This is a genomic window from Nonomuraea sp. NPDC002799 (assembly GCF_053592075.1).
Map to the genome: position 1 here is coordinate 143,563 of NZ_JBSFVA010000013.1, position 19,795 is coordinate 163,357.

A 19,795-nucleotide genomic window follows, 5' to 3' on the forward strand; every position below is an offset into this window, starting at 1 on the left:
TGCTGCCCGAGAGGTCGTGGCGGGGCGCGATCAGACCGAGAAGCTGGTCACCTTGTGGGGAGTGACGCAGACGACCACGCGTACCGTGTGCTCGGGGTCGGGCGGCGGGTCCTCGCCCAGGTACTTGTGCGAGACCGCCAGCTGGACGGCACGATCGCGATCCTCGACCAGCTCGACGGTGCCGCGCACCTCCACAGTGCGGTAAGGGTTGGCGTTGTCGAAGACGGTCAGGCTGACCCGCGGGTCCCGGGCAAGGTTGCGGACCTTGTGCCGCTCGCGGGTGCTGGAGAACAGCACCGTGTCGCCCTCACGCAGGATCCACACCATCGACGTCTGCGGCCCGCCGTCGGCGTTCAAGGTCGCGACCGTCGCGAAGTTCCTGTCGTCGAGCAACTTCCGCGTGGCGTCGTCGAACGTGATCGACATAAGGCTCTGACCTCCATAGGTGAACACATTGTTACAGTGACCATCATCTGTAACCGGGGACGCCGGCGGAAGAAGGGACATTTATGTCACAGCGGAACACCTGTGTTCCCGACCAGGTCGACGGCGGGGAAGCGTGCACTGTTCTCGACGTGCTCGGCCGGGTGAGTGGCAAGTGGAGCATCGGCATCCTGATGGAGGCGACCCGCGGACCGGTGCGCTTCACCGAGCTGGAGCGCGCGATCAAGGGCATCAGCCGGCGCATGCTCACGCTCACCCTGCGCAATCTGGAGCGCGACGGCCTCCTGACGCGCACCGTCTACCCCACGGTGCCGCCCAAGGTCGAGTACGTCGCCACCGATATGGCCCGCGAGCTGTACGACCACCTGCTCGGCCTCACCGGGTGGGCCGAACGCCACCGTACGGCCGTCGTCCACGCCCGCGACGCCTACGACGCCGCCGCCTCACAGTGACGCTCACGAGGAGCACCGATCGCCGGTCCACCCGGGGAGCAGCTGAACCACATCGGTGAGCTTGTCATGATCCAGCAGCCATCGAACCGGCTGAGCTTCGACATGAACGCCTGTCATCCGAATCCGCCTCCCACGTAGTAGTCATCGCTGGAGACGATGAGACGGAGATGACTGATGGACGACGGGTTCGCCGAGTACGTGGCGCATCGCCATCTACGGCTGTGCCGGATGGCGTACCTCCTTACCCGGGACTGGGGCGCGGCCGAGGACTTGGTACAGACTGCGCTGGCCAAGGCCTGGGTGGCCTGGCGACGGATCGAAGGCAACCCCGATCCGTACGTCTATCGCATCATCGTGAACACCCACGCCTCGTGGTGGCGCCGGCTGTGGCGCGGTGAGGTGCCGGCCGAGACCCTGCCCGAGACGGCCGATCCGCATGACCAGGCCGCTGCGGTGGACGACCGGGCGGCTCTGTGGAACGCCATCGGCACCCTGTCGTCACGCCAACGGGCGGTGATCGTCCTGCACTACTTCGAGGGGCGGACGCTCACCCAGGTCGCCGACCTCGTCGGCTGCTCGCTGGGCGCGGTCAAGAGCCAGCTCAGCAGGGCCCTGACCCGTCTCCGGGTCGATCCAGACATCCGCACCATGAACCTGGAGGAGCTCCAGCGATGAGGCCTACGGAGAGCAACCTGCGCACGCTCCTGGAGAAGCACGCCCACCACGCGACCGGCCGGGAGCCGGTCCCCCACCTCGACGCGATCATCCGGCGAGGCCGCCGGACGCGCCGGGCCCGGCGTGCGCTGAGCGTCGGGGCGGCGCTGGCCGTCACCGCCACCGCCGCCGTCCTTCTGACGGGCCCCGTCCGGACGGACCGGGCCGTGGTGGCACAGCCACCCAGCTCGGCGCGGGTCGAGGCGGCCCCGGCACTGCCCGAGAGTTTCCCCGTGGTGCTGGGAGCCGAACGGTTCAGCCTTTCCCTCATCCACTCCCAGCGCTTCAACACCACGGGCGTCGACCGGACCGTGACGTTCACGCCGGCAAGTGTCTCTACCGGCTACAAGGTGGTCTGCGGCGATCCTCAAGCCTGGGTGGTCGTCTCGTCCCCGCTCAAGAGCGGTGAACCGGGCGGCACGTCCGGACGGTGCGGAGATGGGGTGGGCGGACACCACGACCGGCTCTCCGCGCCCTCCGGATGGCTCAAGGGCCCGCATGCGATACAGGTGTGGGTCTTCCCCTCGGACGCGCCTGTTGTCAGGGTCGCCGAGGAGCTCGGCCGCTGCCTGCGGTTCACGAAGTCGGCAACGTGCGACGAGCGGGCCGCTGGTGCCGCGCTTTCCCACCCGGACGTGCTCGAACGTCTCTCGGCGGAGGTCGGCGAGCGGCCCGGCGAATGGGCGGTCGGCATCTACGACCGCCCGGCCCCCGGCACCCCCACGACCTCCGAGCCCGTCGGAGCCGTCGAGCGCGGTCAGAGCACTTCATGACCGCTGCTGCCTGGAGCATTCAGCGTCCTCTGCGCATGTAGGCGCGGAGCGACAGCGGAACGAAGATCACCAGCAGCGCGGCCGACCAGAGCAGGACGGCCGTCACCGGATGCGCGAGTGGCCAGGCCACGTCTCCGGACGGGCTGATGGTCAGGATCGGTCGATCGACGGGGTGCTCATCGAGGATGTAGCGGATGTGCTCGCTCGTGGTTCCGCAGGCTGTGGCGATTTGCTTGGCGCTCGGATACGTGTCCTGAAGGAATGCCTGGTGGCGATCGGAGTCCCTGGATCGGACCGCAAAGATCAGCCGAGCGTGAACGTCCTGGCGCGGATACGGCGCCGGCTGGGAGGGTGGACCTCATGATGGAGGACTTGCGGGACGCCGAGCGCCGGCTCCAGGCCGCGCAGCTCGCTGGAGATGTCGAGGCGCTGGATCGGCTGCTGGATGATCGGCTGATCTTTACCTTCGGTGCGAACGTTGCGACCAAGGCGGACGACCTGGAGCTGCACCGCACTCGGACTCAGGTGATGACGAGGGTGGCCGAGGAGGAGTTGACCGTGCTCGCCGATGGGCGCACCGGGGTGACGTGGTTTCTCGGCACCGTCGAAGGGACCGTCTCCGGTACGCCGTTCGCGGCCAGGATGCGCTACACCCGTACTTGGCTGTACAGCGAGACGCACGGCTGGCGAATCATCGCCGTGCACGCCGGCACGACCGATTGACATAGCCGACACGTTGCCCGACGACCGGCCGGCCGGATGGTCACCGACGAGGTTCGACCGCCCCCGGGGGGCGGGCCGACGCTGGAAGCCAGGCCATCCCGGCAAGATCAAGGACTGGATCTTGGTATCCCAGCTCCGGCCCATGCACGAAAGGATCAAAGCCAGTACTCAGAGACACCCCCTCACCGAAAGGCTGTCTCACCGATCTGGCACATGTGCCAGATCGGTGCCAAGATCGTTGAGACCCTGCACAACGGGGGATTAGTGCTGGGCCATGTCGACGAAACGGCTGTAGTGGCCCTGGAACGCCACCGTCACCGTGGCCGTCGGGCCGTTACGGTGCTTGGCCACGATCAGGTCGGCCTCACCCGCCCTCGGCGACTCCCGCTCGTAGGCGTCCTCCCGGTGCAGCAGGATGACCATGTCGGCGTCCTGCTCGATGCTGTTGTGCACGGCTATGCCGTTGGCCACGAAGTTGTGGGTGCCCAGCACCGTGGCGTCATAGACCGGCTGCTCCCCCAGGCTTTCGATCGAGGCGATCTCGTCCCAGAAGACGTCGTTCGTCGCCAGCATGTCCATCTGAGCGTCGTCCAGGATCGCCGCCACCCGGCCCAGCCGCTCCCGGCCGGGCCGCTGCTTCACCAGGAGTCCTGAGCCGGTCAGGTCCTGGTCGGCCAGCGCGCCGCGGACGCGGTCCCAGACCTCGCGCGGGACCGTGTCGAGGTCCGGGCCGCCCTTGGCCGCCCGCAGTGCCGACACGCAGCGAGCGGCCTGGTCGCCGGGCACGCCCACCTCGTCCAGGAAGCGCAGCTGGTTGGACGCGTCGTCGACGTACAGCCGATGGTCGCCCTGCTGTGTCGTCTCGACGCGCGTCATCACGTTGAACCGGAGGAGCAGACGCGCGACGTCGTCGATCAGGCGCCGGCTCGCCGAGGCGTAGGAGATCCGCGACCGGCTCTGCTCCTCGTCCCACCAGACGCGTCCGCCGGTCGTCCACAGGTGCCGGATGAACAGGGCGATCTGCCTTTTGGGCAGGGAGAAGACCCCCTGGGGAACGCATCGCTCCTGACCGCCAGGACTGCCTCCGAGCAGGATGACCTCGCCCTCAGACCACTCCTGCAGGTCCCGGGGGGCCGGGACGTGGCGCGGGACGGCGAGGCGGGCACCCGGGCCGATCTCCCCCAGTGGCCGCCAGCCCTCGTAGGTCATGAAGGGGTGGCCGGCCGTCGCCTTGATCTCCCGGCCCGACGTCAGCAGCAGCCTGAACACTTCCTTCGTGCCGCTGGGGAAGACGTGCGTCATGGTGCGCCGCACGAGCCGCAACTTCTCATCCAGCGACCAGACGGGAACGTCGCGCGCGCCGGACTCCAGCAGCTCGCCCAGCGACGTCTCCGCGCCCGTGTCGGCCCGCAGGACTCGCGTGTCCGCCGTCAGGCACCCCGACTCACGCAGGTCGCTGACCGCGGGGCGCTTGTCGGTGCGCTGCTCGGGACCACGGTTGAGCTGGGAGATCGCGATGACGGGCACCTCCAGCTCCTTGGCCAGCAGCTTGATGGCACGGGAGATCTCCGAGACCTCGTTCTGGCGGCTCTCGGTCTTCTTCGGCGAGCTCATGAGCTGGAGGTAGTCGATGACCACGAACCGCAGGTCGTTGCGCTGCTTGAGCCGCCGGCACTTGGCCCTGATCTCCATCATCGACATGTTGGGCGAGTCGTCGATGAACAGCGGCGCCTCGGCCACCTCGCTCATCCGGCGGGCCAGGCGGGTCCAGTCGTCGTCGCCCATCATGCCGGAGCGCATGGCGTGCAGCGCCACGCGGGCCTCCGCGGAGAGCAGGCGCATGGTGATCTCGTTGCGGGACATCTCCAGCGAGAAGATGACCGTGGTCATCCCGTGCTTGATCGCCGCCGAGCGCGCGAAGTCTAGACCGAGGGTGCTCTTGCCGATGGCCGGGCGGGCGGCCACGACGATCATCTGGCCCGGGTGGAGGCCGTTGGTGAGCTGGTCGAGGTCCTGGAAGCCGGTGGGGACGCCGACCATCTGGCCGCCCCGGCTGCCGATGGCCTCCAGCTCGTCGAGGGCGCCGGGCATGATGTCGGCCAGCGGCGCGTAGTCCTCGGAGGTGCGGCGCTCGGTGACCTTGTAGATCTCCGCCTGGGCGCGGTCCACGAGGTCGTCGACCTCTTCGTTCTGGCCGCCGTAGCCGAAGGAGACGATGCGGGTGCCGGCCTCGATGAGGCGGCGGAGGATGGCCTGCTCTCTGACGATCTTGGCGTAGTAGCCGGCGTTGGCCGCGGTCGGCACGACGGCGGTGAGGGTGTGGAGATAGGCGGCGCCGCCCACCCGGGCCATCTCGCCGCGCTTCTGCAACTCGTCGAAGACGGTCACCGCGTCGGCGGGCTCGCCCCTGCCGTAGAGGTCGGTGATGACGTCGTAGACCATCTGGTGGGCGGGGCGGTAGAAGTCGTCGGACCGCAGGATCTCCACGACGTCGGCGATGGCGTCCTTGGACAACAACATGCCGCCGAGCACGGACTGCTCCGCGTCGATGTTGTGCGGGGGTGTGCGCTCAAAACCAGGGCCCGCGCCCGTATCTCCGTCATTGCTCACACTGTGCCCCCTCGAACAGCCGACGGTCGCACCACCCCCACATGTAGCCGACCGGGCTGACAGTTTCGCGGAGTCGGAGTCCATCGGCAACGCAGCCTGTGGATAACGTTGTGGTCAAGCTGTGCACGATCGCGCCCAGGGTGTGAAAGGCCTGTGGACGGACCTGGGGATAACTCTTGGGCGATATCCACAGACCGGCTCCTACCTGCGGAAACGCTATCCACCGGCTGTGGAGGAAAGAAAGTTTCGCCGACACGCCGTGTAAGGGTCATAATAGACAGATGCCCCTTACCACTAGAGACCGGGAGATCCTGCGGCTCGCCGTGCCCGCGTTCGGCGCGCTGGTGGCCGAGCCGCTCTTCCTGCTGGCCGACTACGCCATCGTGGGGCACGGGCTGGGCACTACGGCAGTGGGGGCTCTGGGGGTGGCGGGCACGGTCCTGACCACCCTGGTGAGCCTGTGCGTCTTCCTCGCCTACGGCACCACAGCGTCCGTGGCCCGCCTGTCGGGGGCCGGCCAGCACACGCGGGCCATGCGCAGCGGGGTGGACGGGATCTGGCTGGCGCTGGGCATCGGCGTGGCGCTCATCGCGGTGTTCTGGCCGCTGGCGCCCGCCGTCGTGGCGTGGTTCGGGGCGAGTGCGGAGCAGAGCGCGCAGGCGGTGACGTACCTGCGGATCAGCCTGCTCGGCACGCCCGGCATGCTGGTGGTGCTGGCCGGCACCGGGGTGTTGCGGGGGCTGCGGGACACGGTCACGCCGCTGGTCGTCGCGGTGGGGTCGTTCGCGCTGAACGCGGCGCTCAACGCGTGGTTCGTGCTGGGGCTGGGCTGGGGCATCGCGGGGTCGGCCTGGGGCACCGTGCTGGCCCAGACGCTCGGCGCGCTCGTCTACCTCGCCGTGGTGGCCAGGGGCGCGCGGCGGCTGGGGACGTCGTTGCTACCGGGTCTGGACGGGGTCAGGCAGGCGGGTACGACCGGGTTCGCGCTGCTCATCCGTACCGTGTGCCTGCGGATCGTGCTGCTGGCGGCCACCGTGATCGCCACCAGGCTGGGCGAGGCCGAGCTGGCCGCGTACGCCATCGCCACCCAGGTGTGGACGCTGCTCGCCTTCGCCCTGGACGCCATCGCCATCGCCGGGCAGGCCATCACGGGACGCTCGCTCGGCGCCGGGGACGTCGCGGCCACCAAGGAGGCGACCGCGCGCATGGTCCGGTGGGGCCTGTGGTGCGGCGTCGTGCTCGGCCTGCTCGTCGTCGTCGCCCGCCCGGTGCTGCCGGGGCTGTTCGACGCCGATCCGCAGGTCGCCGAGCTGCTGCTGGCCCTGATGTGGCCGGTGGCGCTGTTCCAGCCGATCTGCGGCATCGTGTTCGTGCTCGACGGCGTGCTCATCGGCGCGGGCGACCAGCGGTATCTCGCCTGGGCGGGCGTGTGGACGACGCTGGCGTACCTGCCCGCCGCGCTGGTGGCGGCCCGGTTCGGGGTCGTCGCTCTGTGGTGCGCGCTCGGCGTGTGGATGATCGCGCGGTGGATCACCCTGGTCCGCCGGGCCGCCGGCACTGCCTGGCTGGTGACCGGGGCGTGACCCTTCCGTGCTTGAGGTTGTCCACATGGTAAGACATGGTGGGCGGGTTCCCTGAGCGGGGTGGCCCTTGTCCACGATTCTGCGACGACTTCCACCGTCAGAGGCGGCCGGCTTACGCACCGGCGCCCGGCACAGCCTGGCCGAGATCTACCGTCCGGCCGACCTGATCGTGCTCGGGCTCGGCGTGATGATCGGCGCGGGCATCTTCTCCATCGCCGGGCGGCAGGCGGCCACCACGGCCGGCCCCGGGGTGATCCTGTCCTTCATGATCGCGGGCATCGCGTGCCTGCTCGCCTGCCTGTGTTATGCCGAGTTGTCGTCCACGATGCCGACCTCCGGCAGCGCCTACACCTTCACGTACGTCATCTTCGGCGAGGTCTGGGCCTGGATCATCGGCTGGGCGCTGATCCTGGAGCTGCAGTTCGCCGCCGCCGTCGTGGCCAGGGCCTGGGGCTCGATCGCGGTCGGGGCGATCACCCATTTCGGCGTGCGGGTGCCGCACGAGGAGGCCGTCGCCGACGTGCTCGTCCTCGTGCTTCTCGTGCTGCTCACCGGCATCGTGGCCCTGGGCGCGCGGGTCGGGCTGCGTGCCCTGTGGGTCATGGTGGCGGCCAAGCTGCTGGCCGTCGGCGCGGTCATCGTCGTGGGCCTGCCGCACATCGACATGGGGAACTTCGGCGACTTCCACGTCGCGCCCAAGGCGCTGCCGGCCGCGCCGGGGACCGTGCTGGAGATGTTCGCGGGGCACAGCCAGGCGTTCGGCTGGGCCGGGATCTTCGCGGCGGCCTCGGCGATCGCGTTCGCGTACATCGGGTTCGACATCGTGGCCACCTCCGCCGAGGAGACCGCGAACGCGCCCAGGGCCGTGCCGCGGGGCATGATCCGCAGCCTGGTGATCGCCACCGTCATCTACCTGGCGGTGGCCCTGGTCATGGTGGGCATGGTGCCGTACACCAAGATCTCGGTGGCGGCGCCGCTGTCCAGCGCGTTCCGGGTGGTCGGCGTGGACTGGATGGTGCACGTCATCGACGCGGGCGCGGTGCTCGGCCTGACGACCGTGGTCCTGGTGCTGATCGTGGGGCAGACGCGGGTGCTCTTCTCGATGGCGCGCGACGGCCTCATCCCCCGTGGCCTGGCGTCCGTGAGCCGCCGCTACCACACGCCCACACGGGTGACGCTGGTGATCGGGGTCGTGGCGATCGTGCTGGCGGAGTTCGTCCCGGTGCTCATGATGCAGGAGCTGGTGGTGATCGGGACGCTGTTCGCGTTCCTCTTCGTGGCCGCGGGGGTGATCACGATGCGGCGGCGCATGCCGGACCTGGAGCGGGGCTTCCGGGTGCCGCTCTCGCCGCTACTGCCGGCGCTCTCGCTGGTGGCCACGCTCTGGCTCATGGTCAACCTGCGGGTGCTGACCTGGGCCTGGTTCGCCCTGTGGATGGCCTTCGGCCTGCTGGTCTACCTCGTGTACGGCCGCCGCCACAGCCTGCTCGCCCAGCCCAGGACCCCCATGGAGGCGGCCCGCGGCCGGCACCGCCGCTAGAACCGCCCCGACTGGAGCACGCTGCGCAGGAACTCCCTGGTCCTGGGATGCTCCGGCTCGGTGAAGATCTTCTCGGCCGGCCCCTTCTCCAGCAGCACACCACCGTCGAGAAAACACACCGTGTCCGAGATGTCGCGGCAGAAGCCCATCTCATGGGTGGTGAGGATCATCGTCATGCCCGACTCCTTGAGCTCCCTGATGATCTGCAGCACCTCCACCACGAGTTGCGGGTCGAGCGCCGAGGTGACCTCGTCGAGCAGCATCAGCCTGGGCCGCGTGGCCAGCGCCCTGATGATGGCCACCCGCTGCTGCTGCCCGCCGGAGAGCTGGTCGGGATAGGCCCGCGCCTTGTCCGCCAGCCCGAACCTGGCCAGCAGGTCGCGTGCCTGCTCCTCTGCCTCCCCCTTGGCCACCCCGTGCACCCGGCGGGGCGCCAGCGTGATGTTGTCCAGCACGGTCATGTGCGGGAAGAGGTTGAAGGCCTGGAAGACGATGCCCAGCCGCTTGCGCACGTCGTCGACGTTCACCCGCGGATCGGTGATCTCCTCGCCGTCGAGCAGGATCGCGCCGTCGTCCACCGTCTCCAGGAGGTTGACGCAGCGCAGCAGCGTGGACTTGCCCGAGCCCGAGGCCCCGATCAGGCTCACCACCTCATGCGGGCGCACCTCCAGGTCGACGCCGCGCAGCACGTTGTGCCCGTCGAAGTTCTTCCACACCCCGTCGATGGTCAGCAGGCTCATGCGCCCCGCCTCCTGCGCGTGCGGGCGGCCAGATGGTCGGTGAACCTGGCCATGGGGATCGTGCAGAGCAGGAACAACAACGCCGCCGCCAGATAGGGCGTGTAGTTGAACGAGCCGGCCACGTGGATCTGCGCCTGCCTGATCGCCTCCAGCGGCCCGATGGTGGAGACCAGGGCCGTGTCCTTCTGCAGGGAGACGAAGTCGTTCAGCAGCGGCGGCACCACCCTGCGGGTGGCCTGCGGCAACACCACGAACCGCATGGTCTTGACGTGGCTCAGCCCGAGCGAGCGGGCCGCCGCCACCTGACTGGGATGGATGGACTCGATGCCGGAGCGGAACACCTCGGCGACGTACGCGCCGTAGGACAGCGTCAGCGCGATGATGCCCAGCGTCGCCAGGTCGGTGGGAATACCCTGCAGCCGCAGCGCGGGCAGCCCGAACCCGACCAGGTAGATCACCAGGATCGTCGGCACGCCGCGGAAGATGTCGGTGTAGAGCGTCGCCAGCGCCCGGATCGGGAAGAACGCCGGCGTCCTGATCCCCCTGGCCAGCGCGACCAGCAACCCGACGACCAGGATCAGCGGCTCGGCGATCAGGAAGATCCTGATGTTGAGCAGGAACCCGTCCAGCACGTCGGGCAGCGCGTCGGTGAAGTGGCTGAGGCTGAAGAAGGTGTCCCGCACCCGAGGCCAGCCGGGTGACGTCGTGGCGATCCAGCCGGCCAAGACGATGAAGACGATCGTCGAGGCCGTCGCGATCGAGGCCGAGCGGCGGGCGTGGGACCTGCGCACCCGCTCGCGCTCGGCCTGCCGCTCGGACTTGACCCATTCGCTCATTGAAGCTCGGGAGCGCCCGCCGCCGAGCCGAGCCACTCCTGCTCGATCTTGGCCAACTCACCCTTCGACTTCAGCGCGTCCACGGCCTTGTCGACACACGGCTTGAGCGTGCTGCCCTTCTCCATGACCAGCCCGAACTCCTCGGGCGTGCCGCCGGTCGAGCTGAACTGACCCACGATCTTGGACTTCTCGACCTGCGCGGCCGTCACGTAGAACGCGGTCGGCAGGTCCACGACGATCGCGTCCACCTGCTTGTTCTTGAGCGCGTTCACCGCGTCGACCTGCTCGTTGTAGACGTTGGGGTCGTCGGAGGGCTTGATGACGTTCTTGACCGCGTCCAGCGAGGTCGTCCCCACCTGTACGCCGATCTTCGCGTCCTTCAGCTCGGCCAGGCTCTTGGCCCCGGCGAACTTGCCGCCCTCGACGGCGACGACGGCCTGCTTGACCGTGTAATAGCCCTTGCTGAAGTCGACGACCTCCGCCCGCTTCGGGGTGATCGAGACCTGGTTGACGTCGAAGTCGAACTGCTTCTCGCCGGGCGCGAACGCCGAGTCGAACTTGACGGTGCTCCACTGCACCTCGCTGCGGTCGAACCCCAGCTCGCCCGCCACCGCGAACGCCACGGCGCTCTCGAAGCCCTGCCCGTTGGCCGGATCGTCGTCCTTGAACCAGGGCTCGAAGGCCGGCTTGTCGGTGGCGATGGTCAGTTTGCCGGCGGTGACGACCTTGAGCTGCTCCTTGGCGCAAGCGTCGGCCGTCGTGGGGGCGGCCGACGTCGTGGTCGCCGCGTCGTCGACGGGCGCGCAACCGACGATGGCCACGGCCAGCCCGGTGGCCAGCGCGAGCAGCATGAGGGGACGGGCCATGGCCAAGCCTCCAGGGGGAATGCGCGAAAGAACGAAGGCATTCTACGCCGCCCGAATAGGGAATAACGCCCACGGGCGCCCCTGCCCACGGCGGGCAGCGCGGGCCCGCGCCCGCAACACGCCCCCTGAACGGCGAACCTCCGCGCACGCACAAAGCCCCTGCGTGCGCGGAGCTCCGCGCACGCAAAAGGCCCCTCCCCTGAACGGAGAGGAGCCTTCTGACGAGGGATCAGCTCCCGACAACCTCGACATCCACGGAAGCGGACACTTCCGGGTGGAGCTTGACGGTCACCTTGTGCGAGCCGACGCTCTTGATCGGGTTAACGATCTCGATGCGGCGGCGGTCGAGAATCGGGCCGCCGGCGGCCTTGACCGCGTCGGCGATGTCGCCCGTGGTGATCGAGCCGAACAGGCGGCCGGAGTCGCCCGCGCGGGTCGCCAGGCGCACGCGCAGGGCGCCGATCTGGCCGGCGACCTCCTTGGCGGTGCCAAGGTCGCGAATCTCGCGAGCGTCACGTGCCTTCTTGATCGTGTCGATCTGCTTCTCGGCTCCGCGAGTCCAGCGCATGGCGTAGCCGCGCGGGATGAGGTAGTTACGGCCGTAGCCGTCCTTGACCTCGACGACGTCGCCGGGGGCACCGAGGCCGGAGACCTCGTTGGTGAGGATGAGCTTCATATCGGCAGGCCTCCTTAGCGCGCGGTGCTCGTGTAAGGCAGCAGAGCCACCTCACGGGCGTTCTTGATCGCGGTCGCCACGTCGCGCTGGTGCTGGGTGCAGTTGCCCGTCACCCGGCGGGCACGGATCTTGCCGCGGTCGGAGATGAACTTCCGCAGCAGCGCCGTGTCCTTGTAGTCGACGTAGGAGATCTTGTCGTGACAGAACAGGCAAACCTTCTTCTTGGGCTTGCGCAGTGCCGGCTTGGCCATCGTGGTGCTCCTTTCAGAGCCCCGCCTTTCGAGCGGGAATGGACTCGGACTGATGGGACTGGTTTAGAAAGGCGGTTCGTCGCTGAAGTCGCCGCCGCCGCCGCCGAAGCCGCCGCTCTGCTGGCCGCCCCCGCTCTGCTGGCCGCCGCCGCCGCCGAACCCGCCGCCACCGCCGCCGCTGAAACCGCCGCCGCCCTGAGGCGAGGCGGGCGACGCGGAGGCCCACGGGTCGTCGGCAGGGCCGCCGCCGAAGCCGCCGCCACCGCCGCCACCCTGACGGGAGGTGCGGTTGACCTTGGCCGTGGCGTTACGCAGAGACGGGCCGACCTCGTCGACCTCGACCTCGTAGACCGTGCGCTTCTCGCCTTCCTTGGTGTCGTAAGACCGCTGCTTGAGCCGCCCCTGCACGATGACCCGCATGCCGCGCTGGAGGCTCTCGGCGGCGTTCTCCGCCGCCTGCCGCCACACGTTGCAGGTCAGGAAGAGGCTCTCGCCGTCTTTCCACTCGTTGGTCTGACGATCCATGAACCGCGGAGTGGACGCGATGCGGAATCGAGCCACCGCTTGCCCCGTAGGGGTGAAGCGCAGCTCCGGGTCGTCGACGAGGTTGCCGACGATGGTAATTACGGTGTCGCCTGCTGCCATGGCTAGCGCTCGCCTTCCTGCACGCCTTCGCTTGGGTTACGGCTCAGAGTACGGGTGTCCCCCGACAAAAAGCCGGGGTTAGTGCACGTCCGGACGCAGGACCTTGGTACGCAGAATGCCCTCGTTGAGGTTCATCTGCCGGTCGAGCTCCTTGACCGTCGCGGGCTCCGCGGACAGGTCGATGACGGCGTAGATGCCTTCGGACTTCTTGTCGATGTCGTAGGCCAGACGGCGCCGGCCCCAGACGTCGACCTTCTCCACGGTGCCGCCGTCGGTGCGGACCACGGTGAGGAACTGATCGAGGGACGGCGCGACAGTGCGCTCATCGAGCGAAGGGTCCAGGATGACCATTACTTCGTAACGACGCATGCGGGACTCCAACCTCCTCTGGACTCTTGCGGTCACGACACTCTGCCGTGACAGGAGGACGCTGACGTTTAACCCGGAAGCGCCCCTTTCGGCACCCCGGCGCGATGGATCACCCATCACAACGCAGCGTGCCCAGGTTACCAGCCGCCAGTAGGTGGGAAGGCCTGTAGGAAACCAAGGGGGTGGTGGCTGTGCCACACGTGCTTCATCCCTCCAAGACGGAGCGGCTCAAGCTCACGCTCAACACGGACGGGCGTTCGCACCCGGTCGAGAACGTTCTGGCCATCGCCACGCTGGTCTGCGGCCTGGTGGCCTTCGTCTCCACGTTCTGGACCTCCGCGCACGCGATCTCGTCGTGGATCGGCACGCTCGGCTTCGGCACCGGGCTCTATTCGCAGTATGTCTCGGCGACCACGCCGCAGCGCACGTTCAACATCATCGGGCTCGTGGGCTCGTTCATCGCCGCCGCCCTCGGCATCGCGCACGGCGGCTTCCTGCCACACCCGTAGAACACGTGGGCAAGCCGTGATCAACGGCCCCGGCGGATCCGCCGGGGCCGTCGCGATATATGACTCATGCGCCGATGTGCAGGTCGATGCCGAGCAGGACGAGGAACCACAGGAAGACCGCGAGCAGGGCCTCCGCGAGATCCTTGAGCAACCCGGGGGTGATGTAGTCGTAGACCCAGCCGACGTAGATGCCGATGATGACGTAGACCAAGACGACGAGCGCTCGTAAGCGCCAGCGGCTCATATCGTTCTCCTCGTGTAGGGGGTGCCTGGCGTCTTCCCGAACGCGCTGTGCACAAACGGATAAGCTTTTTGACATGGTGCGCATCGGAGCTCATGTCGATCAGGACGACCCCGCGGCCCACGCCGAGGCGGTGGGAGCCGAGGTGGTGCAGTTCTTCCTCGGTGATCCCCAGGGTTACGACAAGCCCGTGCTGCCCGCCAAGCCGGTCGAGGGTGTGGACATCTACGTGCACGCCCCTTACCTGGTCAACGTGGCGACCACCAACAACCGCATCAGGATCCCCAGCCGCAAACTGCTGGAGCAGCACCTCAAGGCGGCCGCGGGCCTGGGCGCCAAGGGCTTGATCGTGCACGGCGGCCACGTCGGCAAGAACGACGATCCGCAGACGGGGTTCGACAACTGGCGCAAGGTGTTCGAGCGCATGGAGTGCCCGATCCCGGTGCTGATCGAGAACACCGCGGGCGGCGGCAACGCGATGGCCCGCAAGCTGGAGCGCATCGCCCGGTTGTGGGACGCGCTCGACGGCTTCGACGTGGGCTTCTGCCTCGACACCTGTCACGCCCACGCCGGCGGCGAGGAGCTGGTCGACCTGGTCGACCGGGTCAAGGCCATCACCGGCCGGATCGACCTCGTCCACTGCAACGACTCGCGCGACGACTTCGACTCCGGCGCCGACCGGCACGCCAACCTGGGCAAGGGGAAGATCGACCCCGAGGCCATCCTGGCGGTCTGCCGGGCGGCGGGGGCGCCGATCGTGGTGGAGACGCCCGGCGACGGCCAGGCGGAGGACATCGCGTTCCTGCGGAAGAACCTCTAGGGAAAACACACAGCCTGTGGATAACTTCCCTGGATTACCGAGAGCGCTGAGTGGGTATAGACATCAGCCCGCCCACGCGCCGCTGAGGAAACGGGCGGTGTTGACAAGCATGAGCGGCCCGGAGATCAGGGCGTAGAGCGCCATCACCCACGCCCTCCTGGTCGCGACCTTGGCCACCAGGACCCACAGCGGGAAGTACAGCAACAACGAGCGCGGGATCGACAGGTAGTACGCCGACGTCATCAGCGCCGCCGCCTGCGCCCCGGTGTAGACGGCCTCGCCCCACCTGCGCAACACCAGCAGCCAGACCACCACGCCGACGGCCACCACGGCCCCGATGATCTCCATCCGGAAGGCCACCGCGAAGTCGTCACGGCCCATCGCCGCGTTCCAGGTCGTCCCCCATGCCTCCCACGGCCACGAGAAGTCGCGTCCCCAGCCGGCCTCCTGCGCGTGCTTCCACGCCAGCCAGTCGCCCGACCTGCGGTAGTGGTAGACCGAGTACGCCAGCAGCGGGACGACCGGCAGCACCAGCCACCCCGCCCGCCGCGGCGACTCCCTGCCGGTGACGAACTCCACCACGAGCGCGAGCGCCAGGAACAACCCCGTGATCCGCACGCAGGAGGCGCCGGCCGCCAGGATGACGGCCTGCGGCCAGCGCCCCTGCCGCGCCGCCAGCCACGCCGGGATGGCGAAGGCCAGGAAGAGCGACTCGCTGTATCCCGCGGCCAGGAACACCGCCATCGGGAAGAGCAGCAGCGCCAGCACCGCCATCCAGCCGGAGGCGCCTTCGAGCTCGGCCAGCCGGGCCAGCGCCACCATGGCCACCGCCCCGGCGACCAGCGAGATCAGCAGGCCGGCCGCCGTCCAGTCGGGAACGACCAGGTGCACCACGCGCATCAGCATCGGCAGCCCGGGGAAGAAGGCGGGCAGTCCATCGTCCGGGGTCTTGCCCGGCTCGCCGTCGTACCCGTACTCGGCGATGGTGATGAACAGCCCGCTGTCCCACTTACGCCACTTGCCGACATAGTCGGCGAGCGTCACGCCGAGCAGCGTGGCGACCACGATCCCCGCCCGCGAGCCGAGCCAGAGCAGTAAAGCGTCCCGCCGGGCAGAGCGAGTGATCATCGCAGTACGGACGCCAATGTGAACCGGTCCCGCGCGTCGTCGAACACGCCGCCGGTCTGGTCGTCGATGCCGCCCTGCCGCACCACGTCCTTGTCGGGCCGCAGGATGTCCCGCACGACGAACGCCATCATGATGCCGATGGTGATGATCCGTCCCCAGACGGCGGTGAAGTACGTGTCGTCACCGATGCCCAGGTCATTGCGGCTGAGCGGCGGCTGGGAGAGCAGATACAGCCAGATGGCGGCGAAATACCAGACCTCGGCGAGCTGCCACAACGCCAGCGGCTTCCAGTTGGGTCTGGCCAGCACGGCGAACGGCACCAGCCACAACACGAACTGCGGCGACCACACCTTGTTCGTCATCATGAACGCGGCCAGCGCCAGGAAGCAGATCTGGGCCAGCCTGGGCCGGCGCGGCGCGGCCAGCGTCAGCACGGCGACGCCCAGGCACAGGAGGGCCAGCGCCAGCATGCCGAGCGTGCTCACGTCACCTTCGCCGAGGATCGCCCACTCCTTCTTCTGGAAGAACAACCAGGGCGAGCCCCAGTCGACCCCGCGCTCCTGGGAGAAGACGTAGAACCGGCGCCAGCCGTCCCAGGCGAAGATCATGAACGGCGCGTTGACCACGAGCCACACCGCCACCGCCGAGCCCATCGTGACCAGGAACGGCCGCCATCGCGCGGTGCGCAGGGTGAGCAGGAACAGCGCCCCCACGAACATCAGCGGATAGAACTTGGTGGCGATCGCCAGCCCGAGCAGCACCCCGGCCAGCGCCTGCCGGCGCCGCGCCCAGGCCAGCAGCATGCCCATCGACAACGCGCCCGCGACCAGGTCCCAGTTGATGTACGCGGCCAGCACCACGGCGGGCGAGATCGCGTACCAGAGCGCGTCCCACGGCCGCGTCGGCCCGGCCAGCGCGGCCATCAGCAGGACACCGATCACCAGCGAGATGCCGAGCAGGATGACCGTCAGGTCGTAGAACTTGACGGCCTGCGCGACCTGGTCGGGCTCCACCCACCGGACGATCCAGGCGAAGAACTGCATGACCTCGCCCAGCACGACCGGGTATTCGACCTGCTTGTCGAAGGCGACGTGGGCGAAGTAGGGGTTCTGGGTGGCCAGCTCCCTGTCGAAGTAGAGCGGGTAGATGTCGGTGTAGCAGAAGTTCGTGTAGGTCGAGACCTGGTTGTTCCAGCCGCCGGTGCGGCACGGCAGCCGCACCACGTACGCGAGGGTCGCCCCCAGGGCGGCGATCACGCCCAGGGGGAGATAAGGGATGGCGCGCGCCGCCAGCGGGGCGCGCACCTCCGTGCTCGTCACTGGTCCTCAGGCCGGGTGAACCAGTGCTGCCGCCCGGACGATCTCGACTCCGGCAGGGAGCCGCCGCCCGAGGCGCCCGAGTCGTCCGACGTCTGCGGGAAGTCGGGCTGGCCGCCGTCGTCGATGGTGACGTCGTCGCCCGGCTGGTCGTCACACGGAGCGACCAGACACTCCTGGCCGCCGCCGTCACCGAGCGGGTCGTCGCCGCTGTCGAACGGGTTCTCGGGCGTGGGCGTCGGCGTGGGCGTCGGGCTCGGCACGATGTTCTCGGCCAGCCCGACCTCGGCCTTGGTGGGGAACTGCTCGACCTCGAGTTTCGCGTGCGCGGCCAGCATGAACTTCTGCCAGGCCAGCGTGGGCGGACCGGCGCCCTCGAAGCCCAGGGACACTTCCTTGGCCGTCGTGTAGGGGTTGTTGTCGCTGTACTTGGTGCTCGGCTTGCTGCTCGGCGTGGTCGGGCAGTTGGCGTAGCGCGGCTTGACCAGCTTGCCGCTCTTCGTCCGGCACTCCTCGCGGTAGAAACCGACCGCGGTGGAGATCTGCGGCGTGTAGCCGACGAACCAGGCTTCCTTCTCGTCGTTGTTGGTGCCGGTCTTGCCGGCCGCCGGCCGGTTGCCCAGGCCCTTGCCCGCCGCGGTGCCGCTGCGCAGCACCTCCTGCATGGCGACCGTGGCGTCGGCGGCGACACCGGCGTCGATGACCGACTTGGAGTTCTTCAGCTCCCCGTAGGCCACCTTGTTGTTCAGCTTGACGTCTTTGACCACGTGGTAGCGGGTGTACTTGCCGCCGTTGGCGAACATCGCGTAGCCCGCGGCCTGCTCGACCGGCGTCACCAGGGCGCTGCCGATGGCGAACTGGTACTGGTGCTCGTCGACGTCCTGGTCCATGCGCTTCTGGTTGAAGCCGGCCGCCTCGACGAGGTTTTTCACGTCGTCAAGCTGGTTGGGCAGCTTGTACGCCATCGACACGAAAGCGGTGTTGACCGACTGGGCCGTCGCCTTCACCACGTCGACCGCCGCGCCGACGTTGTGGCTGTTCTTGATGCCGCCCGGCTGCTGACCGGGCAGCTCCTTCGGCACCGTCTGGTTGCCCGGCACGAAGCTCTTGAGCGAGTAGCCGGCCTGCAGCCACGCGGCCAGCACGTACGGCTTGAACGCCGACGCCGCCTGCTTCGTGGACTGGAAGGGCTCGTTCCAGGGGTCCTTCAGGTAGTCGTCGCCGCCGTAGAACGCCAGGACGCGGCCGTGCTTGGTGTCCACCGCGACCAGCCCGGCGTGGTACTCGCTGGACATCGACGCCGTCTGGCTCTTCACCGCGGCCTTCGCGGCCAGCATGAGCTCCTTGTCGAAGGTGGAGGTGATGTCGTAGCCGCCGCTCTCGATCTCGTCGCGGGTCAGGCCACGCCCCTCCAGCTCCTGCAGCACCTGGGTGACCATGTAGCCCTTGAGGCCGCCCATCTCGTTGCTGGTGCCGGCCTTGCGCGTGGTGGGGAACTTCGCGGTCTGCGGAAGCTGGCCGTACTTGTCGGGCCACTGCTCGGACATGTACTGGATGACGGTGTTGAAGCGCACCTTGAGCGCGGGCGCGTCCGGCTCCCAGTTGGGCTGCTGGATGCGCGCGGCGAGGTAGGCGCTCTGCACGGGCGTCAGCTTCTTGGCGGTGACCTTGTTGCCGAAGTACGCCTTGGCCGCGGCCTCCACGCCGTACGCCCGGCCGAAGTTGACCGTGTTGAGGTAGTTGCGGAGGATCTCGTCCTTGGACAGCGTCTCGTCGAGCTTGACCGCGACGAAGATCTCGTCGATCTTTCGCTTGATCGACACTTCCTGGCTGAGGCCGTCGTAGTAGTTACGCGCCATCTGCTGGGTGATCGTCGAGGCACCCTGCAACTGCTGGCCGGTCGCGGTCATCCAGAGCGATCGGGCCATACCCGAGAGGGAGATGCCGGAGTCCTCGTAGAACGTCTTGTTCTCGATGGCGATCGTGGCGTCCCGGACGCTCTCGGCCATCTGCGGCAGCTCGACGATCTCCCGCTTCATGCCGAGCCGGGAGATCGGGGTCTTGCCGTCGTTGAAGTAGATGGTGCTCTGCTGCGCGATCGCCTCCGCCTGGGCGCCCGTGGGCACCGTGGTGTTGGCGTAGGCGACCATGATCATGCCGAAGATGCCCGCGGCGAACACGACCACACCCGCGACGACGATCTTCCAGCTCGGCAGATAGCGGCGCCATCCGCCGCGGCCGCCGCCACCCTTCGCGGTCGGCGGGCCCGGCGGCTCGGGCGGGCCGCCCTCGCCCTTCCTGCGCGAGCGCCGCTGGCCGTCGCCGACCATGGTGTCCTGGTTGCTCACCGCGCGGGTGTCCGCGCGGGCGCGTGACCGGGAGCGCGGCGACGGCTGGTCGCCGCGCTCCGGAGCCGACGGCCCAGGCTGCGGGCCAGGTCTCGGACCGGGCTGCGGGCCAGGTTGCGGCCGTCCGGGCTGCTGTCCAGGTTGTTGCGGCCCAGGTTGTTGCGGCCCATAGGGGGATGATCCCGATGGTGACGGCGGAGCCGCCCGTCTC

At 68.6% G+C, this 19,795-nt stretch carries 22 protein-coding genes; 8 read left to right on the plus strand and 14 right to left on the minus strand.

The genetic code is table 11. The annotated features are described in order from the left end of the window. Positions 1 to 30 precede the first annotated feature (30 nt). Entirely contained in the window at positions 31 to 426 is a 396-nt protein-coding gene (locus tag ACWD0F_RS24300) for a PPOX class F420-dependent oxidoreductase (protein ID WP_449879011.1), read from the minus strand. An 83-nt stretch (positions 427 to 509) separates the two neighbouring features. On the opposite strand from ACWD0F_RS24300, the gene ACWD0F_RS24305 reads away from it, so the two are divergent. From ACWD0F_RS24305 to ACWD0F_RS24320, 4 genes are all read left to right on the plus strand, one after another. Continuing rightward, entirely contained in the window at positions 510 to 896 is a 387-nt protein-coding gene (locus tag ACWD0F_RS24305; RefSeq protein WP_449879013.1) for a winged helix-turn-helix transcriptional regulator, read from the plus strand. A 174-nt stretch (positions 897 to 1,070) separates the two neighbouring features. Beyond that, positions 1,071 to 1,571, plus strand: a complete 501-nt coding sequence (locus ACWD0F_RS24310; RefSeq protein WP_449879015.1) for a SigE family RNA polymerase sigma factor — start codon at positions 1,071 to 1,073, stop codon at positions 1,569 to 1,571. Next, positions 1,568 to 2,383: a hypothetical protein gene (locus tag ACWD0F_RS24315; protein WP_449879017.1), complete on the plus strand. Its 816-nt coding sequence runs from the start codon at positions 1,568 to 1,570 to the stop codon at positions 2,381 to 2,383. The genes ACWD0F_RS24310 and ACWD0F_RS24315 overlap by 4 nt, the downstream gene beginning before the upstream one ends. Positions 2,384 to 2,743: 360 nt before the next feature. After that, entirely contained in the window at positions 2,744 to 3,106 is a 363-nt protein-coding gene (locus ACWD0F_RS24320) for a nuclear transport factor 2 family protein (RefSeq protein ID WP_449879019.1), read from the plus strand. 261 nt (positions 3,107 to 3,367) lie between these two features. Here ACWD0F_RS24320 and ACWD0F_RS24325 read toward each other — a convergent pair whose 3' ends face one another. Continuing rightward, on the minus strand, positions 3,368 to 5,716 hold the full coding sequence (locus tag ACWD0F_RS24325) for a replicative DNA helicase (RefSeq protein ID WP_449879020.1): 2,349 nt from the start codon (positions 5,714 to 5,716) through the stop codon (positions 3,368 to 3,370). 281 nt (positions 5,717 to 5,997) lie between these two features. On the opposite strand from ACWD0F_RS24325, the gene ACWD0F_RS24330 reads away from it, so the two are divergent. After that, positions 5,998 to 7,299 carry an MATE family efflux transporter gene (locus ACWD0F_RS24330; RefSeq protein WP_449879021.1) on the plus strand — a complete coding sequence of 434 codons (1,302 nt, stop codon included), beginning with the start codon at positions 5,998 to 6,000 and terminating at the stop codon, positions 7,297 to 7,299. Between the two features lie 67 nt (positions 7,300 to 7,366). Then, on the plus strand, positions 7,367 to 8,839 hold the full coding sequence (locus ACWD0F_RS24335) for an APC family permease (protein WP_449879022.1): 1,473 nt from the start codon (positions 7,367 to 7,369) through the stop codon (positions 8,837 to 8,839). On the opposite strand, the gene ACWD0F_RS24340 is transcribed toward ACWD0F_RS24335, so the two are convergent. The 7 genes from ACWD0F_RS24340 to rpsF form a co-directional block, all read right to left on the minus strand. Beyond that, positions 8,836 to 9,579, minus strand: coding sequence for an amino acid ABC transporter ATP-binding protein (locus ACWD0F_RS24340; RefSeq protein ID WP_449879024.1), 744 nt, complete (start codon positions 9,577 to 9,579; stop codon positions 8,836 to 8,838). The two genes, ACWD0F_RS24335 and ACWD0F_RS24340, sit on opposite strands and share 4 nt — an antisense overlap. After that, positions 9,576 to 10,415: an amino acid ABC transporter permease gene (locus tag ACWD0F_RS24345; RefSeq protein ID WP_449879026.1), complete on the minus strand. Its 840-nt coding sequence runs from the start codon at positions 10,413 to 10,415 to the stop codon at positions 9,576 to 9,578. Before ACWD0F_RS24345 ends, ACWD0F_RS24340 begins: the two co-directional genes overlap by 4 nt. Then, entirely contained in the window at positions 10,412 to 11,281 is an 870-nt protein-coding gene (locus ACWD0F_RS24350; RefSeq protein WP_449879028.1) for an ABC transporter substrate-binding protein, read from the minus strand. The genes ACWD0F_RS24345 and ACWD0F_RS24350 overlap by 4 nt, the downstream gene beginning before the upstream one ends. Positions 11,282 to 11,510: 229 nt before the next feature. Further along, the gene (gene rplI, locus ACWD0F_RS24355; protein ID WP_449879030.1) at positions 11,511 to 11,957 is read right to left on the minus strand and encodes a 50S ribosomal protein L9; all 447 of its coding nucleotides are present in this window, start codon (positions 11,955 to 11,957) and stop codon (positions 11,511 to 11,513) included. Positions 11,958 to 11,971: 14 nt separating this feature from the next. Further along, positions 11,972 to 12,208 (minus strand): 30S ribosomal protein S18, encoded by a 237-nt coding sequence (rpsR, locus tag ACWD0F_RS24360; RefSeq protein ID WP_020543048.1) that lies wholly within the window; start codon positions 12,206 to 12,208, stop codon positions 11,972 to 11,974. Positions 12,209 to 12,271: 63 nt separating this feature from the next. Next, on the minus strand, positions 12,272 to 12,853 hold the full coding sequence (locus ACWD0F_RS24365; RefSeq protein WP_449879032.1) for a single-stranded DNA-binding protein: 582 nt from the start codon (positions 12,851 to 12,853) through the stop codon (positions 12,272 to 12,274). Between the two features lie 78 nt (positions 12,854 to 12,931). After that, positions 12,932 to 13,222, minus strand: a complete 291-nt coding sequence (rpsF, locus tag ACWD0F_RS24370; protein WP_103957115.1) for a 30S ribosomal protein S6 — start codon at positions 13,220 to 13,222, stop codon at positions 12,932 to 12,934. 191 nt (positions 13,223 to 13,413) lie between these two features. Here rpsF and ACWD0F_RS24375 point away from each other — a divergent pair, with 191 nt between their 5' ends. Next, positions 13,414 to 13,731, plus strand: a complete 318-nt coding sequence (locus tag ACWD0F_RS24375; protein ID WP_449879034.1) for a hypothetical protein — start codon at positions 13,414 to 13,416, stop codon at positions 13,729 to 13,731. 64 nt (positions 13,732 to 13,795) lie between these two features. Here ACWD0F_RS24375 and ACWD0F_RS24380 read toward each other — a convergent pair whose 3' ends face one another. After that, a complete protein-coding gene (locus tag ACWD0F_RS24380) occupies positions 13,796 to 13,975 on the minus strand; it encodes a hypothetical protein (RefSeq protein ID WP_449879036.1) in 180 nt (59 codons plus the stop codon). Between the two features lie 73 nt (positions 13,976 to 14,048). On the opposite strand from ACWD0F_RS24380, the gene ACWD0F_RS24385 reads away from it, so the two are divergent. Next, positions 14,049 to 14,792 carry a deoxyribonuclease IV gene (locus tag ACWD0F_RS24385; RefSeq protein ID WP_449879038.1) on the plus strand — a complete coding sequence of 248 codons (744 nt, stop codon included), beginning with the start codon at positions 14,049 to 14,051 and terminating at the stop codon, positions 14,790 to 14,792. 63 nt (positions 14,793 to 14,855) lie between these two features. Here ACWD0F_RS24385 and ACWD0F_RS24390 read toward each other — a convergent pair whose 3' ends face one another. The 4 genes from ACWD0F_RS24390 to ACWD0F_RS24405 are packed head-to-tail and all read right to left on the minus strand — an operon-like array spanning position 14,856 to position 19,754. After that, positions 14,856 to 15,920, minus strand: coding sequence for a mannosyltransferase family protein (locus tag ACWD0F_RS24390; protein WP_449879040.1), 1,065 nt, complete (start codon positions 15,918 to 15,920; stop codon positions 14,856 to 14,858). Beyond that, the gene (locus tag ACWD0F_RS24395; protein ID WP_449879042.1) at positions 15,917 to 17,239 is read right to left on the minus strand and encodes a glycosyltransferase family 87 protein; all 1,323 of its coding nucleotides are present in this window, start codon (positions 17,237 to 17,239) and stop codon (positions 15,917 to 15,919) included. The genes ACWD0F_RS24390 and ACWD0F_RS24395 overlap by 4 nt, the downstream gene beginning before the upstream one ends. Then, positions 17,236 to 19,584 (minus strand): transglycosylase domain-containing protein, encoded by a 2,349-nt coding sequence (locus ACWD0F_RS24400; RefSeq protein WP_449879044.1) that lies wholly within the window; start codon positions 19,582 to 19,584, stop codon positions 17,236 to 17,238. Before ACWD0F_RS24400 ends, ACWD0F_RS24395 begins: the two co-directional genes overlap by 4 nt. Then, positions 19,581 to 19,754, minus strand: a complete 174-nt coding sequence (locus ACWD0F_RS24405; RefSeq protein WP_449879046.1) for a hypothetical protein — start codon at positions 19,752 to 19,754, stop codon at positions 19,581 to 19,583. Before ACWD0F_RS24405 ends, ACWD0F_RS24400 begins: the two co-directional genes overlap by 4 nt. Between the last annotated feature and the right edge of the window lie 41 nt (positions 19,755 to 19,795).